The following is a 15,065-nucleotide window of genomic DNA, read 5'->3' as shown; positions in this document are numbered from 1 at the left end:
TACGAACGATACTTGCTCGGATGCTTTATAGCCGGGAACTGACTGCCCGCTTTCACGCTTAGACAGTATGAGCATTCGATCTGAAGAGCATCGCACCGACGGGGGAAACCCAAGGTCCACGGCCAAGCTTTTTGGCCACCCCCTCCATCCCATGCTGGTACCGTTCCCGATCGTTTGCTTCATAGGCGCACTGCTAACCGATCTTGCTTATTTAGGGTCGGCAAACATCATGTGGAGCGACTTTTCTATCTGGCTGATCACCGCCGGGTTGGTGATGGGTGGACTAGCTGCCGTGACCGGGATGATCGACTATGCGGGTGACCGCCGAGTGCGCGCGGCACGTCCGGCGACGCCGCATATGATCATCAACCTCGGGGTGTTCGTGATCGAGCTTTTCAACGCATTCGTTCACAGCCGCGATGGTTGGACGAGCGTGGTACCGACAGGCCTCACCTTATCGGCGATCTCGGTGGTGTTGCTCGGGGTCAGTGCGTGGCTGGGCGGGTCGCTCGTCTACAAGCATCGCGTCGGGGTGCGGTCGTGATCGTCGCAACGGCGCGCGCCCGGAACCTTCTCGCGGGTGTCGCGGTGGCATCGGTGATCGCGCTTGCCGGCTGCAACGATGGCGGCGCAGAGTTCGATCGCAATTCGCAGATCGGGTCCAATCCCGTCTTGCCTGCGCCAAAGCAATATCTGGTTCCGCCCATCCACGTCGCAGAGGTTGTGGGATGGAGTGCCGGCCAAGCACCCACCGCTGCGGCTGGCCTTCGCGTACAGGCGCTGGCACGCGATCTGAACCATCCGCGAAACGTCCTGGCATTGCCGAACGGCGACGTACTCATCGTCGAGTCCCAGGGCCCGAACCTCGATCCGATCACGCGCCCGAAGAATCCTATCGTGTCATGGGTCCAGAAGCGCGCGACCGGCCAGAACGGTGCGAAACCGAAGGGCGGGACCAATCAGATCACGTTGGTACGGGACACCAATGGTGACGGCGTACCCGAACTACGTACAGTTCTGGTCGACCATCTCTTCTCGCCTTTCGGCGTCGTCTTTGCAGACAATTATCTGTACGTCGCAGCCACCGACGCGGTCCTGCGATATCCCTATACGCTGGGTCAGACTCGGATCACGGCCGCCCCCGTGCGGTTGACCGAATTGCCCGGGGGGCCAATCGACCATCACTGGACGAAAAGCCTGACGCTGAGCCCGGATGGCAAACTGCTCTATGCGACGGTTGGATCGAACAGCAACATTACCGAGAACGGCATGGAGGCCGAGAGGAATCGTGCTGCAGTGTGGGAAATCGATCGGTCATCGGGCCGCTCCCGCGTGTTCGCCACGGGACTGCGCAATCCGAACAGCCCCAACTTTTACCCAGGGACCAACACGCTTTGGGTCGTCGCGAACGAACGCGATGAACTGGGGCCGAACCTTGTCCCGGACTATCTCACCTCGGTACGCGATGGCGGCTTCTATGGTTGGCCCTATAGCTATTACGGCCGTCATGTGGATCCACGCGTTATGCCACAGCGACCCGATCTGGTCGCGCGCGCAATCGTGCCGGACTACGCGCTGAGCAGCCATGTCGCGGCGCTTGGACTCACATTCTATTCCGGGTCGTCGCTTCCGCCCCGCTACCGTGGCGGTGCCCTGATCGGCGAGCATGGCAGTTGGGATCGCGACGAACTGAATGGCTACAAGGTTGCGTTCGTACCGTTCAGCAACGCGCGCCCAAGCGGCAAGGCCGAGGACTTTCTGTCCGGTTTCGTGTCGCCCGATGGCAAGGTTCGCGGTCGTCCCGTCGGCGTTACCGTCGACCGAACAGGCGCGGTTCTGGTTGCCGATGATACCGGCAACGTCGTTTGGCGGGTTTCGGCGGCGCGGTGACGCGATACGCGCCGGAGGATCACATTGGCTTCAGTCCGTGGGGCTTTCGGCGGTGAAGGGGGAGCAGCACGGCTTGGTGACTGGCTGAAACTCCATCAACTCGACCCGGGTCCCGTCCGGATCGTAGAAGTTGGCCTGCCACTTGCCGTCCAGCCCCATCTGGGGTCCATCGTGACGCGGGCTCAAGCGGCTTTCCCGATACAATGTCGTGACCGCTGCCTGCATGTTCGGCACGCCAAGCGAAAGATGGTTGAGGACGCCAAGCTGGTTGGCATTCACCTTGGCGATCGGCACGTCTGATCCCGGCCCGACCATCATGTATTCCATCCAATCACGCCCATCCGGCGCCTGCTGGGATACCCAGTCGACCTTTGTCGGCTCGAACGCACCAAACCAATAGGGTCGAAAGCCGAGCAGGCGGCGGTAGAAGCTGTCCTGTTTGGCGCGATCATGGACCGCATAGCCGACATGAATGACGCGACTACTTATCGCTCCAGGTACCGCGGTGGCATCCGGACTGGCGGATTGAACGAACTGGACCTCGTTACCTTCCGGATCGTGCGTAACGAACCAACGATCGCCGCCAGCCATGCCCCGGACCGGACCAAGCTCCGTCATGCCCTGCGCTACGAGCCATGAGCGCAGGCGCGCTGCGTCCGTCGTGAGATAAGCCGCATGGGCGAGCATGCTGGCGCCGTGTCCGGTAGGCGCGGGCAGCACCTCGACGAACTGACGAGAACTGAAATAGAAGCGGACGCCGGCTGCGTTCTCAGGGTCCATACCTTTCCGTGCACCGAGTACGTGCGTGTAGAAATGCTCCGATTTCGCCATGTCGCGCGAGTAGACAGCCAGATGCGAGATCCCCGTGATTGCGGGTCGAACCTCAGGGGGCCTGGCCCCCATCAGTGCAGTCGCAGCGCATGCCAACGCTAATAGCCGTGGCGTCACAGGTCGATCCTCTCATCATTATACGCACGTCGTAGGCCGGCTGATTGACCGTTTAAGGACACTATTGCCCTTGTCACGCGGGGCACATTAATCGTCAAGAAGTTGGAACACTCGGAGAGGAAGTTTGATCGGCTACTGCGCTATATCAGACCCCATCCATGCCTCGTATCAATCTCGAAAGCCGCAAATGCTTCCCCTTTAGCGGGCGAAGTCCAGGAAGATTTACGGGCGTCACAGAGCGGGGTTGGCTGCGCATTGGCCTGACTGCACGATGCGTGAGGCTGTACTGCTCGGGCGGTCCAATGCAGTAGGGTTGCGCGGCTGCCCTAGTGTCGCCTAGCGTGGCGCCATCAGCTTCACAGTCAGGGAAATCGGCATGGATCGTCGCGCTTTTATCATGTCCAGTGCCGCTGCCGCCGCGTTGAGCACGCTACCCGCACGATCCGCGTTTGCGCAGACGTCAGTGAGAACAGCAGCGACACCATCGCCGGGCGACGCCCGGTTGAACGCGGCCTTCGATCAGGTACTGCACGAAACCGTCCGCCAATCGCCCGAATTCGCCACCTCACTTGGGCTCGATACCGGCAAGGATGCCGATCTACGCCACATGCTGGGCGACAACAGCTACGCCGCCATCGCGAAGGATCTGGCGCGCAACCGCAAGGCACAGGCGCTCGTCACCGCCGTCGATCCCGCCTCGCTGTCGCCGCAGGCGCGCATCGATCGCGAAGTGGTCCTCTACAGCATCCAGTCGAACATGGTCGGCCCGGAGAAGTTCGGCCTCTCCACGCCGCAGGGGCCCTATCCGATCACGCAGCAGGACGGCGTCTATTTCTCCATGCCCGACTTCCTGGCCTCGACCCACCCGGTGAAGACCGCGGATGATGCCGAAGCCTATCTTGATCGATTGGCGATGATGGGCCGGCAGCTGGATAACGAAACCGAGGTTCAGCGTCGCGAAGCCGCCAAGGGCCGGCTGGCGCCCGACTTCTCCCTCGATCTCGCGCTAGGCCAAATGGCGAACCTGAGGTCACCCAGCCCGGCCGACAACCAGCTCGTCCAGGCGCTGACCAGCCGCACCGGCCCCGCGAAGATAGCCGGGGATTGGCAGGCACGCGCTACCCGGATCGTCGCGACCGAGGTCTATCCGGCGCTCGATCGCCAGATCGCTTTGCTGCGCTCGCTGCGGCCCTCGGCGCGCAGTGCCGCCGGCATTTGGGCGATCCTCAACGGCGATGCGATCTACGCCGCCGCGCTGGCACAGGCGACCACCACCAGCTTGTCGCCCGACGAAGTCCATCGGATGGGCCTGCAACAGGTCGCAGACCTCACCGCGCAGCTCGATCCGATCCTGCGTGGGCAGGGCCTCACGCAGGGCAGCGTCGGTGCCCGCCTCGACCAGCTCAACCGCCTGCCCGCGCAATTGTTCGCGAACACGGACGCCGGTCGTGCCGAGCTGCTCGCCAGTCTCAACGCAGGCGTCCAGGCGATGCAGGCACGGCTTCCTAAGGCATTCACGAACCCGCCCAACGCGGCACTCGAGATCCGCCGCGTCGCGCCCGAAATTCAGGACGGGGCCCCCAACGGCTATTACTTCCGCGCGCCGCTAGATGGCTCGCGTGCCGCGATCTACTGGATCAACCTCAAGAACGTGCACGACTGGCCGAAATACACGCTGCCGAGCCTCACCTATCACGAAGGCGTTCCGGGGCATCATCTCCAGATATCGACCGCCCAGCGCGCGCCCACGCATCCGCTGCGCAAGATCGCCTTCTTCAACGCCTATCTGGAAGGCTGGGCGCTCTATGCAGAACAACTCGCCGACGAACTCGGCGGCTATGCCTCGCCGGTGGAACGCGCCGGCTATCTGCAATCATTCCTGTTCCGCGCAGCACGCTTGGTCGTGGATACCGGCATTCATACCAAGCGGTGGACGCATGACCAGGCGACGAAATACCTAGTCGATACGGTCGGCTTCGCTCCCGGACGCTCGCAGCGCGAGGTCGAGCGCTATTGCGTCTCGCCCGGGCAGGCATGCAGCTACAAGATCGGTCATGCGGCGTGGCTGCGCGCGCGCGAGAAGGCCAAGGCGATCGCTGGCGATCGCTTCGATCTGAAGCATTTCCACGACGTGCTGGAAGCCGGTGCGATGCCATTGTCGATGCTGGAGCGGATCGTAGAGGAGCGTGCGCGCGCCGTCTGAGGCTGGTCGTGGGGCAACACGCGATGCCGAGCGCCCGCCCGCCCATGTTGAGGACGGCGTGTAGCCGATGCCGGGCGAGCGAACGGTACAACGTCGGGAAGGCTGAGGACATCGACCGGCCCCTATTCGTGGCGTAACGCGCGCGCGGGCTCGGCGCGAGCGACGCGCCAGGCCTGCCCGAAGACGGTTGCGCTCGCGATCAGCGCCGCGGCGAGCGAGGCGCCGACGAAGAATAACGGCGACAGCGCGATCCGGTCGTCGAACCCACCGAGCCAACGCTGCATCGCGACATAGGCGAGTGGCCACGCGACGAGGTTGGCGAGGATCACGGGGCGCAGGAACTGCCCGATCAGAAGCCGCAACACCTCGGCGGTCGAGGCGCCGAGCGTCTTGCGGATGCCGATCTCCTTCACCCGCCGCGCGGTGTCGAACGCCGCCAGCCCGTAGAGCCCGATGCAGCCGATCAGGATCGCCAGCACCGCACCGATCGTGAACAGCCGCGAGCGTTGCGCATCCGCCTTGTAATAGCGCTGGTACAGATTGTCCTCGACCGAGCGCGCTTCGAATGGAACGCCGGGAACGACGCGCTTCCACGCCGCCTCGAGTGCCGCCATCATCGTCTTCGCATCGCGGCCGGCATAGCGCACCGCCGCGAACGGCGAGAGGATGTCGACGGTGTTGTAGGTGTAGGCGACCGGCGTGACGGCATCGCGCGGGCTCCTGAAGCGCAGATCGTCGACTATGCCGATAATGATCGAGTCCCGTTCGCCGTCGTTGATCGCCTGCCCCAGTGCTGCGGCCGGCGACGCAAAGCCCAGCGCGGTCACCGCGGTCCGGTTGATCACCACATTTGGCCCTGCCCGCTTGCGTTCGGCAAGCGTCAACAGGCCGCGGTCGTCGGCATGCGCGGCGTCGAACAAGCGCCCCGCGACGAGGCGTGCGCCGTACACGCGGAAATAATCTCGGCCAGTGCCGACATCCATCAACGATATCTTGCTGCCGGACGCTCCTGCGCGACTATATCCCGAGAAATTGGTCGTGCTCTGGTCGCCCGGCGCGTTGTTGGCGACCGTCACGCCGGTGACGCCCGGTGCCGCCGCGAGGCTGCGCAGGATCGCCGCGCGCTGTGGGGAGTCGATCCCACCGGTCATCAGCGACCGCACGATCATCAACCCGTCGCGGCGAAACCCGAGATCGGCGTCACGAATATGCTCGGTTTGTTTCAGCATGACTCCGGTCGCGATGGCGAACGCGATCGCGATCGCGAACTGCACGACGACGAGCGCGCTTCGCAGCCTCGTGCCGCTACGCCCACCGCCGGGCGCGCGAGTAGAGGCTAGCACCGCGGCAGGGCGAAACCCCGACAGCACGAACGCGGGATACAGCCCCGCGACCAAAGCGATGCCCAGGACCAGCAGGACCAGCGGCAGGACGACGCCGTCCCATCCGACGTAGCGGATCGCCAGCGTCGTTCCGCCAAGCGCGTTGATGAAAGGCAGCGCGATCTCGGCCAGCGCGAGCCCGATCAGCGCCGCCACGGCGACCGTCGCCAGCGCCTCGCCCAGGAACTGGCGGATAAGCGACCGCCGCGTGCCGCCCAGCACCTTGCGCATCGCCACTTCGCGCGCACGCAGCCCGGCGCGCGCGGTCGCCAGATTGACGTAGTTCACGATGGCGATGAGCAGCGTCAGCAACCCGACCGCTCCCAAGGTCGTGACGATCGCGCGATCACCCGGACTATACAGATGCATCGCGGTGAGCGGCCGCAGCGACTGGAAATACTCGCCTTTCTTGAGATTGCCGCCGGCATAGGCATGGCGGTCGAGAAAAGCAGGCAATTGTGCCTCGAACGCCCGCGCCGCCACCGCGTCGGGAAAGCGCAGGAACGTGGTCAGCGACGCGCTACCCCAATGCTCCCACCATTCGTTGCCGAAGCGAGTCCGCGAGATTTGCGCGAACATCTCGCTCTTGAAGGTGACGTCGTCGGGCATGTCGCGCAGCACCGCCCCAACCTTGTAGGGATAGGTCGTCCCATCGATCGACAGTTGCAGCGTCCGGCCGATCGCCGACTGGCTGCCGAAATATTTCCGCGCGGTCTTCTGCGTGACCACCAGGCCGTTCGGATCGGCGAGCGTTGCCGCTGGATTCCCCTCGACCGCGGGAAAGCGCATGAGGTCGAAGAAGTTCGGGTCGACCGTGCCCAAATCCTCGGCCGTCGCCTGCCCGCCCTGCTGCACCGTCGCCGCCATGTTCATATAGCGCGTGCCGACCAGCTGCGGGTAATCCGCCTGCAGGATCTTGAGTTCGCTGCCCATCGTGTTCGGATTGGTGTCCGCCGGATAGCCCGGCATCACATAGCGTTCTTCCATCACCCACAACCGGTCTTGCTGCGGCAATACGCGGTCGTACCCGGTCTCGAACCGGACGAAGAGGAACAGCACGAGGAACGTCGCGATCCCCAGTGCGAGACCGCCGATGTTGAGGAGCGCGAACAGGCGGTGATGCGCGAGCGACCGATAGAGGCTGGTGAGTGCGGACATGGCGGTTCCTTCAGGCGTCGCTTGCGGCATCGGGGCCGGGCTTGGGGCCGGACTTGGTCGCGGCGAGATGGCGGACGAGGACCACCACGAGCAGCATCAGCACGAGCATCTGGAGCGAGCGGCGCATCAGGCGGCGCGCCGTGCCGACGACAGGATGCGGCCATCGAGCATGTGCACCGTCCGCTTGGCGATATCGGCGTGCGACGGGCTGTGCGTGACCATCACGATCGTCGCGCCCTCGGCGTTCAGCTGGCCGAGGATGTCCATCACCTGCGCGCCGTTCTCGGTATCGAGGTTGCCGGTCGGCTCGTCGGCGAGGATCAGCCGCGGCTCGCCGACGATCGCGCGGGCGATCGCCGCGCGCTGTTGCTGGCCGCCCGACAATTGGTGCGGGTGGTGGCGCTGGCGGTGGGCGATGCCCACCCTATCCATCGCCGCCGCCACGCGGTCCTTCTTCTCGCGCGCGGGCATCGTCCGATAGGCGAGACCCAGCGCGACATTCTCGGCGATCGTCAGCTCGTCGATCAGGTTGAAGCTCTGGAACACGAAGCCCAGTCGATCACGGCGCAGCTTGGCGAGTTCGGCTTCGGGCGCGCGCGCGATATCGGCCCCTTCGAACAGATACCGTCCGTCCGTGGGCCGGTCGATCGTGCCGATGATATTGAGCAGCGTCGATTTGCCGCAGCCCGACGGCCCCATGATCGCGACGAATTCACCCGCCTCGACCGCTAGGTCGATGCCGCCGAGCGCAGTCGTCTCGACCTCGTCCGAGGCATAGGTGCGGCTGAGGTCCTGTAACTGGATCATATCGAATCCTATCGGATGAGGAGGGTCTGGAAGGGCGTGTAGGTGCCGAGCGCCGTGGTCACGATCCGCTCGCCGGGGGCGAGGCCGGAGACGATCTCGACCTGATCGGGATTGCGTCGGCCGGTGACGATCGCCCGCCTGACGGCCTTCGCGTTCCCGTCGAGCACGAATGCCGTGGTACCACCCGCGTCGAGCCAGCCGCCCGACGGTGCGACCACCGCAGGCCGGTCTGCGCCGAGCACGAGCCGCACGTCGAGTGTCTGGCCGCGGTTCAGCCCCGTGGGTCCCGCACCGCGAAAGCCGAGTTCGACGCGAAACCGGCCTTCGGTCACCTGCGGCAGGATTTTGATGACCGACATCGCATAGCTCCGGTCGTCGATATCGGCCGCCGCGCCGAGCCCGACCCGAACGCGCCCGAGATAGAATTGGTCGACATCGGCAGTCAGCTTCCACCGTCCCTCGGAGTCGATCTGCCCGACCGGATCGCCGGCCTTGAGCGTCTGCCCGGGCTGGAGCGTGAAGGCGGTGAGCCGTCCCGCGACCGGCGCACGCAGCACCAATGCGGACAAGCTCGCGCGGACCATCGCCAGGCTCTCGCGCAACTGCCGCGCGGTGGCCGCGATGCCCGAGGACTGATCCGCCAGCGTCGCGCCCGCTTCCGCGGTCCCGCGGTCGAGCGCGGAAACACGCGCCTGCTGATAGCCGACATCCTCGCGCACCGGATCGATCGCAGCGCGCGTGATGATGCCCTTGTCGAACAGAACCTGCTTCTGTGCGAGCAACGTCCGCGCCTTGGACAGCGCATTGCGTGCCTCGGCCAGATCGCGCGCGCCATCCTGCCGCGTGTTCTGGACCGACAGCCGCTGGCCGCTGATTGCACTCAACTGCCCGACGATCTCCGCCGAGCGGCTGGCCACGTCGAGTTCGAGCGACGGATTGGACAAACGTGCGAGCGGCGTGCCGGCGGCGACCATCGCGCCGTCGCTGGTGGCGAGGTCGGCGACCTGCCCGCCGGAGATCGCGGTCACGAACACGGTCCGCAACGGCGCCACCTCGGCGCGGAGCGGCACGAAATCGCGGAACGGCGCGCGCACGACATCGCCGGTACGGATCGCGCCGGCATCGACGGTCAGCGCATTGGCGCCGGGCATCAGCAGCCACAGTAGCACCGCCGCAGCCACCACCGCGATTGCAAGCGCACCGCGCACGATACGCTTGCGCCGCTTGGCGTGCGGACGCTCGATACGCCGGTCCATCGCGGCGCCCGTTCCAGGCAGGGTCGTCTCTGTCATGCGGACAGTGTACGGGACGGATCGAACAGATCCTAAGCTACTGCCAATGCTGCATAATTCCGCGCCCCGTAGCTGAATCACGCACCCGACTGTACCAACTGTCCGTTTCCGGACACTATGACGGCCATGTCAACCGAATCGCACATCTTGGTCATCGACGACGATCCCGACATCGCCAAGGCCGCGCGACTGCTGCTCGAACGGCACGGCATGCGCGTCTCGACCGCAGCGAACCCGGAGGCGGCCTGGGTGCTGCTCGCCGGCGAACCAATCGACGTCATCCTGCTCGACCTCAACTTCGCGCGCGGACGGACCACCGGCGAGGAGGGGTTCGCGATGCTCGACCGGCTGATCGCGGCGGACGCGCGCGCCGTCGTCATCGTCGTCACGGGGCATAGCGGCATTGCGGTCGCCGTCCGGGCGATGCGCAGCGGCGCGACCGATTTCGTGATCAAGCCCTGGAACAATGAACGCCTGCTGACCACGGTGGAGCGCGGGCTGGCGCTGCGCCGCGCGAAGCTGGAGACAGCGGCGACACCGCCCGTCCATGACGGCATCCTGCTCGGCGAAAGCGCCGGGATCACGCGCGCGCGCGACTTGGTCGCTCGCGTCGCGCCGACCGCGGCCCCGATCCTGATCCACGGCGCTGCGGGCACCGGCAAGACGCTGGTCGCCCGACTGGTTCATCAGGCCTCACCAAACGCCAGCCTGCCGCTCATCACGGTGGACGCCGAGGCCGCGGACGCCGCCGTCATCGCCCAGCAAACGGCGGCGGCCGCTGGCGGGTTGCTGGTCATCGACCATATCGACCGACTACCTCGGGCGCTGAACGGCGTTCTCCTGTCAGCGCTCGACGGCATCCGGGTCATCGCGACTACGCGACTGGATCGCACCGGCGTTCGGGGGGCGATCGGCGAAGATCTGCTCGACCGGGTCGGAACGATCGAAATCGCCCTCCCGCCGCTCGTCGATCGCGCGGGCGATGCGGCGCTGCTCGCACGCCATTTCCTCGCGCTGTTCGCCTACCGCCACGGCAAGCCCCTCAGACCACTCGATGCGGGCGCTGTGCAGGCGATCGCGGCGGATCGCTGGCCCGACAACGTCCGCGGCCTGCGCCAGACGATGGAACGTGCTGTGCTGCTCGGCGATGGCGAGACTTACGCGGTCGGGGACCTACCGCTTTCGCCCGGCACCGCCGAGCCGCTATCGCTCGCCCCCGATCTGTCGCTCGCGCGCAACGAGGAAACGCTGATCACCGCAGCACTCGAGCGCCACGCCTTCAACGTCAGCCGCGCCGCCGCACAGCTCGGACTGACCCGCGCGGCGCTCTATCGCCGGATGGCGCGCTATGGCCTCTGACCGGATGCGAGCGGTGGTACGCGCGCTGGTGCTAGCTGCGGCTGGCGCCGGTGGTGCGGTTGCAGGCACACGCGGTCTGTACGCCACCGCGCTCCTCGCTGCGATGATCGCGATCTGGATCGCCGCACTCGACCTGGTCGATGCTGGTCAGCGCTTGCCGATGCCGGCGCCACCAGTCTCGACCCCGTCTGCTGGAGAAGAGGAACGGCGCCGTCTGACCGCCTATCTCGATCTGTCGCCTGCGCCCTTGGTCGCACTCGAAGACGGCCGGTTGCGCGCCGTCAACCGCGCCGCGCGGCGATTGCTCGGCGCAGGCGATCTGGTCGTCGATCCGCCTGAGGGGCTCGTTTCCGCGCTCGCCGACACCCGCCCCGGTCGCACCGCCACGATCGAGATCGGGCATGACACCGGCATCCGGAGCTTCGCGCTGGCCACCGGCGACCTTGCGCTGGCAGGGCGGATGACACGGATCGGCGCGCTGATCGACATCGACGCCGAACTGAAGGCCGCCGAGGCCGCGGCGTTGCGCGAGCTCGTCCAGGTTTTGAGCCACGAGATCGTCAACGCCCTCACCCCGATCGCCTCGCTAGCCGAGACCGCGGTGGCGATGCTCGACGATCCGGACCCGATGCTGCCCAAGGTACGCGACGCGGTCGAGACCGTCGCGCGCCGCGCCGCCAGTCTGCACCGGTTCGGCGAAAGCTACCGTGCGTTGGCGAAGCTGCCCGCCCCCTCGGTGGAGCGTATACCTCTGGCCGGGTTCGTCAGCGATCTGGCGGCATTGTTTACGACGAGATGGCCGGGAATCGCGTTTACGACCGACCTCCTGGACGCACCGGCCCATCTGCTGGCCGACCCGGATCAACTGACCGCGGCGCTCTGGGCGGTGCTGCAGAACGCAGCCGAGGCGTTGCACGGCTCGTTCGATGCGCAGGTCACGCTCACCATCTCTGCCTTTGTCGGCCAAACGCAGTTCACGATGACGGACACTGGCCCCGGTATTCCCGCCGCAAACCAGATCGACATTTTCCGCCCTTTCTTCACCACCAAGACCGAAGGTACGGGCGTAGGTCTGGCGCTCGCCCGGCAAATCTTCCGGGGGCACAGTGGCGATCTAAGCCTCGCTCATTCTCTCCCCGGCAACACGCGGTTCGAGGGCAATGTTCCCTCCGTTTCGTCCAGCTGAACAATCAAGGCGAATGGGACTGATAGAGGGTTTGAACACGGAGGCTAAACCAGAAGATCCACAAAGCGCAGTTCTGGGGATCTTCGGGTTCGCAACTTTCCACCCTCATTAAACGGGGCAAACGTCCGCAGCCTTGCTCGAATGATAAAGCTCGGACTACGCGGTTATATATTGTCACCTGCAGAAGGCGGCTAAGCGACTATTGCGTGCCATCCGAGCCCCGAGTAATCAGCGGGGTGCCCTGAAGATCCAGGCTGTCACATGCCGCATCGGGTCTTGAAAAATCGCCGCTTACGCAAGTCCGATCAAGGTTTCATCCCCAGCGATGGCAAGCGCACCAGACAGATCGCCGATGTCCAGCGACGCGCGCACCGAAGACGTCGCATACGTCGCCCACATCGCGCGGCCCTATCTCTAGCCGTCCAGCGCCGGTTTGCTGCTTCTCGCATCAGGAGAACTTATCGGGGATCTCGGGGACGCGCAGCATCGCGAGGGCTGCGAGGATCATCACGACGGCGGCGAATGCCATCGTCCAGATCGGTTCGGTCGGGAAGAACGCCTTCAGCACCGACCCCATCAGCGTCGCGACCAGCAACTGCGGCAGGACGATGAAGATGTTGAACAATCCCATGTAGATGCCGAGCTTGGCCTGGGGCAGGCTGGAGGCGAGGATCGCGTAGGGCATAGCGAGGATCGACGCCCAGGCGATGCCGACGCCGACTTCGCTGACGATCAGCAGCGTCGGATCGCGCACCATGAGGAAGCTCGCAAATCCCGCGGCGCCGCACAGCAGGCAGGCGATGTGCGTTTTCACGCGACCGATCCGGCTGGCCAACCGCGGCAGTATCAGTAACGCGACCAGCGCGGCGACGGCGTTATAGACTGCGAACAGCACACCGACCCAATCGCTGCCCGCATTGTAGGCGACGCTCGTCGCGTCGCTCGACCCGTACATGTACTGGGCGACGACGGGCGTGGTGAAGATCCACATGATGAACAGCGCGGACCAGCTGAAGAACTGGACGAGCGCGAGGCGCTTCATGACGCTGGGCATCGCGGCGAAGTCGCCGACGATCTGGCTCAGCGCGTTGTCTCCATTGCCGCCGCGCGCGAGGACGATAGCCGCGAGGCTGGCGCCGCCATAGGCGACGAGCAGGCCGCCGAGCAGGTACACTTCCTTCTGCAACGCCAGTTCGGGTACGGCGACGACGACCGCGATCCCGGCGACGATCCAGGCGATGCTGGTCGCAAAGCTGCGGCTGGCAAGCGCGCGGACCGGAGCGCTGTGTGCTTCATCGCGGTTGGACTCGGCGAACGATGCCATCTGTTCGGGGCTATATTCGCGCGTGTTGCCGACCGTCCAGAGGACCGCGAGCAGCAGTGCCGCGCCGCCGAACCAGAAGCTGTAGCGCACGGTGTCGGGAACGCCCGCCAGCGCATCGCCCGACACGCCGAGATGCGCCAGCACGAACGGGAAGATTGAGCCGACTACGGCGCCGGCGCCGATGAACGCGGTCTGGAGCGCATAGCCCGCGGTGTGCTGGTCTTTGCGCAGCATGTCGCCGACGAACGCGCGGAATGGCTCCATCGACACGTTGACCGAGGCGTCCAGCACCCACAGCGTCAGCGCGGCGAGCCACAGCATCTTCGCCTCGGGCATCACGAACAGCGCGAGTGCGGCGAGGACGGCACCGGCGAAGAAATACGGGCGGCGACGGCCGAAGCGAGTCCAGGTGCGATCGCTGTAATGGCCGATGATCGGCTGGACGAGCAGCCCGGTCAGCGGCGCCGCGACCCACAGATAGGAAAGGTCGTCGAGCGATCCGCCGAGCGTCTGGAAGATCCGACTCATATTCGCGTTCTGCAACGCGAAGCCGATCTGGATGCCGAAAAAGCCGAAGCTAATGTTCCACAGGCCGGCAAAGCCCTGGACTGGTTTCTCGGTCAAAACGCGGCTCTCCTGATCGGTCGCCACTTGTTTGCGTAGCGATCTGACGGACCGGCTTGACCCCAAGCGACCGGCAAAACAACTATGCATACGAATACCTTGCCCCGCCGCGCCGCCACACCGCATGAAGGCCTGCATGACCCAACCGCCGAAAACCACGCTTCACCTCCAGGGCCAGGAGCAGCACCCGCTGATCGCGATCGACGATTTCTGGCCGGATCCGGATGCGCTGCGCGAGGATGCGGCGAGCCTGAGGATGGCACCGATCGGCCCGCATTATCCCGGTGTCCGCGCCGAGGTGCCGCTGCGCCTCGCCGAGATGATGCGACGCCGGATCGCGCCGCTGTTGGCGGAGCATTTAAGGCTCGATCCGGCGCCGGCGGTGTCGGAAGCCTATTATTCGCTCGTCACCACGGCACCTGGCGATCTCGCGCCGATCCAGCGATTGCCGCATTTCGACGGCGTCGAGCCGGGGCGGATCGCAGTGTTGCTGTTCCTGGGTCACGGCGAACAGGGTGGCACCGCCTTCTACAGGCAGCGCGCAACCGGGTTCGAGAGCATCGACGCCTCGCGGCTCGACCGGTTCAGGACGGAACTGGAAGCAGGCGTGCAATCGCACGGCATGCCCGAAGCGTCCTACATCGCCGGCGATACGGCCTTGTACGAACGCATCGCGGTCCAGCCCGCCTGTTTCAATCGCGCGCTCGTCTATGCCGGCAACACGTTGCACTGCGCCTATCTGCCGCCGGACGTGACGCTTAGCCCCGATCCGCTGGACGGGCGGCTGACGCTCAATTTGTTCTTGTTTGACGACTGAATGCGCATGCGTGATGGGGTAGTGAGCCCGCATAATTCCAACACCCGTACCTCCCCGGCGAAGGCCGGGGCCCAG

Annotated in this window: 11 protein-coding genes; 6 read left to right on the top strand and 5 right to left on the bottom strand. The window is 65.3% G+C overall.

The features are described 5' to 3' along the window. Positions 1–67: 67 nt before the first annotated feature. Entirely contained in the window at positions 68–544 is a 477-nt protein-coding gene (locus tag AC59GX_RS16060; RefSeq protein ID WP_426282369.1) for a DUF2231 domain-containing protein, read from the top strand. Beyond that, entirely contained in the window at positions 541–1,890 is a 1,350-nt protein-coding gene (locus AC59GX_RS16055; RefSeq protein ID WP_426282370.1) for a PQQ-dependent sugar dehydrogenase, read from the top strand. The genes AC59GX_RS16060 and AC59GX_RS16055 overlap by 4 nt, the downstream gene beginning before the upstream one ends. A gap of 30 nt (positions 1,891–1,920) precedes the next feature. Here AC59GX_RS16055 and AC59GX_RS16050 read toward each other — a convergent pair whose 3' ends face one another. Beyond that, positions 1,921–2,838 carry a VOC family protein gene (locus AC59GX_RS16050; RefSeq protein ID WP_497302069.1) on the bottom strand — a complete coding sequence of 306 codons (918 nt, stop codon included), beginning with the start codon at positions 2,836–2,838 and terminating at the stop codon, positions 1,921–1,923. Positions 2,839–3,214: 376 nt separating this feature from the next. Between AC59GX_RS16050 and AC59GX_RS16045 the strand changes: the two genes are divergently transcribed. Next, a complete protein-coding gene (locus AC59GX_RS16045) occupies positions 3,215–5,041 on the top strand; it encodes a DUF885 domain-containing protein (RefSeq protein ID WP_497302068.1) in 1,827 nt (608 codons plus the stop codon). 122 nt (positions 5,042–5,163) lie between these two features. Here the strand turns inward: AC59GX_RS16045 and AC59GX_RS16040 are convergent, their stop codons facing one another. The 3 genes from AC59GX_RS16040 to AC59GX_RS16030 form a co-directional block, all read right to left on the bottom strand. Next, positions 5,164–7,581 (bottom strand): ABC transporter permease, encoded by a 2,418-nt coding sequence (locus tag AC59GX_RS16040; protein ID WP_497302067.1) that lies wholly within the window; start codon positions 7,579–7,581, stop codon positions 5,164–5,166. Positions 7,582–7,707: 126 nt separating this feature from the next. After that, positions 7,708–8,388, bottom strand: coding sequence for an ABC transporter ATP-binding protein (locus tag AC59GX_RS16035; RefSeq protein WP_056481307.1), 681 nt, complete (start codon positions 8,386–8,388; stop codon positions 7,708–7,710). Positions 8,389–8,396: 8 nt separating this feature from the next. Continuing rightward, positions 8,397–9,680, bottom strand: a complete 1,284-nt coding sequence (locus tag AC59GX_RS16030; protein ID WP_426282376.1) for an efflux RND transporter periplasmic adaptor subunit — start codon at positions 9,678–9,680, stop codon at positions 8,397–8,399. Between the two features lie 126 nt (positions 9,681–9,806). On the opposite strand from AC59GX_RS16030, the gene AC59GX_RS16025 reads away from it, so the two are divergent. Together AC59GX_RS16025 and AC59GX_RS16020 are read left to right on the top strand one after the other, a co-directional pair. Beyond that, entirely contained in the window at positions 9,807–11,039 is a 1,233-nt protein-coding gene (locus AC59GX_RS16025; RefSeq protein WP_426282377.1) for a sigma-54-dependent transcriptional regulator, read from the top strand. Between the two features lie 4 nt (positions 11,040–11,043). Then, on the top strand, positions 11,044–12,225 hold the full coding sequence (locus tag AC59GX_RS16020; RefSeq protein WP_497302066.1) for a sensor histidine kinase: 1,182 nt from the start codon (positions 11,044–11,046) through the stop codon (positions 12,223–12,225). 448 nt (positions 12,226–12,673) lie between these two features. Here AC59GX_RS16020 and AC59GX_RS16015 read toward each other — a convergent pair whose 3' ends face one another. After that, positions 12,674–14,173 carry an MFS transporter gene (locus tag AC59GX_RS16015; RefSeq protein WP_426282382.1) on the bottom strand — a complete coding sequence of 500 codons (1,500 nt, stop codon included), beginning with the start codon at positions 14,171–14,173 and terminating at the stop codon, positions 12,674–12,676. A gap of 136 nt (positions 14,174–14,309) precedes the next feature. Here AC59GX_RS16015 and AC59GX_RS16010 point away from each other — a divergent pair, with 136 nt between their 5' ends. Continuing rightward, positions 14,310–14,990 (top strand): DUF6445 family protein, encoded by a 681-nt coding sequence (locus AC59GX_RS16010; protein WP_426282384.1) that lies wholly within the window; start codon positions 14,310–14,312, stop codon positions 14,988–14,990. Positions 14,991–15,065 lie beyond the last annotated feature (75 nt).

It is taken from the genome of Sphingomonas sp. 320_CC (assembly GCF_059691795.1).
The sequence above is the reverse complement of the archived record's forward strand: the minus strand, read 5'-3'. Positions and strand labels throughout refer to the sequence as shown.